This is a genomic window from Micromonospora maritima, from assembly GCF_902825405.1.
Lineage (GTDB): Bacteria > Actinomycetota > Actinomycetes > Mycobacteriales > Micromonosporaceae > Micromonospora > Micromonospora maritima.
In genome coordinates this window covers 1-1,567 of record NZ_CADEAU010000812.1, presented here as the reverse complement: position 1 = coordinate 1,567, position 1,567 = coordinate 1, and the positions used below count along the sequence as shown (strand labels likewise).

At 75.2% G+C, this 1,567-nt stretch carries 2 protein-coding genes; one reads left to right on the top strand and one right to left on the bottom strand.

What is annotated here, in order from left to right:
* Positions 1-494: futalosine hydrolase (locus HUW36_RS32520; RefSeq protein WP_174531544.1), on the top strand; the 494-nt coding region annotated here is incomplete at its 5' end.
* Here HUW36_RS32520 and HUW36_RS32515 read toward each other — a convergent pair.
* Positions 466-1,335: a GNAT family N-acetyltransferase gene (locus HUW36_RS32515; protein WP_246248438.1), complete on the bottom strand. Its 870-nt coding sequence runs from the start codon at positions 1,333-1,335 to the stop codon at positions 466-468. The two genes, HUW36_RS32520 and HUW36_RS32515, sit on opposite strands and share 29 nt — an antisense overlap.
* Positions 1,336-1,567: the final 232 nt, after the last annotated feature.

The following is a 1,567-nucleotide window of genomic DNA, read 5'->3' as shown; positions in this document are numbered from 1 at the left end:
GTCGGCCGTACCGGGGGGTGGTCAGCGCCGGCATCGCCGGCGGTTTCGTCGGGCGGGCCGCCGTCGGCGGCACCGTGCTCGCCGACCGCAGCGTCGCCGCCGACCTGGGCGCCGAGTCGCCTGCCGGTTTCATCCCGGTCGAGGACCTGGGCATGCCCGCCGAGCTGCTGGGCGGCGGCCGCGTCGTGTCCGCCGACCCGGGCCTGCTGGGCGCGCTTCGCGCCGCTCTGCCGGCGGCCACCGTCGGCACGGTGCTCACGGTCAGCACGGTGACCGGCACCACCGCGAGCACCGCGGCCCTCGCCGACCGGCACCCCGACGCCGTGGCCGAGGCCATGGAGGGGTACGGCGTGGGCGTCGCCGCGACCCAGGCCGGCGTCCCCTTCGCCGAGCTGCGCACGATCTCGAACCCGATCGGTCCGCGGGACCGCGGCTCGTGGCGCATGCGCGAGGCGTTCGCCGCGCTCACCACCGCCGCGGCAGCCCTCCGCTGACCGCCCCCTCGAACCTCATCGCGGCCGGCCGGCCCGCCTCGACGCCGAAGCCGCAGGCGTGCAGGAAGCTGATTCCCGGTTGTTCGGTGAGCGCACGAACGCGGACCGGGCCGAGCGCCTCCAACAGCGTCTCCACCAGACGCCGACCCATGCCCAACCGTCGGTACCGGGCCAGGACCAGCACGCCGTCCAGTACGGCCTCCCGCTCCTCCGGGCGCTCGCAGTCACCCCACCGCAGGTACGGGCTCTCCTCGTGCGCCCGCAGCTCACCGATCAGCTCACCGCCGGGCAGCTCGGCGACGAACCGCCATGCCGTCGCGGGCACCGTCGGGCCCGTGACCCGCCGTACCGTCACCGATCGCCGTGCCTCCTCGCGCTCCCGCCGCTCGTCGCGGTAGTCCCGGTTCAGCCGGTAGGTCGCCGGCGGCAGGGGCGACGGGTACAGCCGAGGCGGCAGCGAGTACCACTCGGCCCACCAGGCGCCCGGCCAGTCACGCGGCTCGTGCACCTCCCAGACGTCGAGGTGGGCGGGATAGCGGCGACCCGCCTGGTCCCGCATGTCGTCGTGGGGCACCGGCGTGGTCGGATGCTCCGCCGCGGCATCCCCCGCCGACGGCTCGACCTCGGCGCGCATCCGGCCGCCGGCGGCGCGGACCAGCCGCTCGACCGTCCGGTAGCGGGGATCAGCGGCCCGCCCCGACTCGATGCGGGCGACTGTCGGCTGGGGCACCCCCGCCCGAGCGGCCAGCTCCCGCTGGCTGAGGTCGGCTCGCCGCCGCAGCCTGCGGAGCAGATCACCCAGATCAGTGCCGTCGTCGTTCGGTGGCGTCGTCTCACCCACGCCATGAGGGTGCACCAGCGCGCCCACATCCTTCCAGGAAGACCTCCCACCTGTGGATAACCCTGTGGACATCAGCGGGTGGGCTGCAGAATGTGTGGACAACCAACGCCTTTAGAGCTGAGTCGTCTGTGATATCGCCAGCGCCCGGGCGGCACAGCACGGCCCGGCACAGCACGGCCCGGCACAGCACGGCCCGGCACGGCCCGGCACGGCACGGCCCCGGCACGGCCCG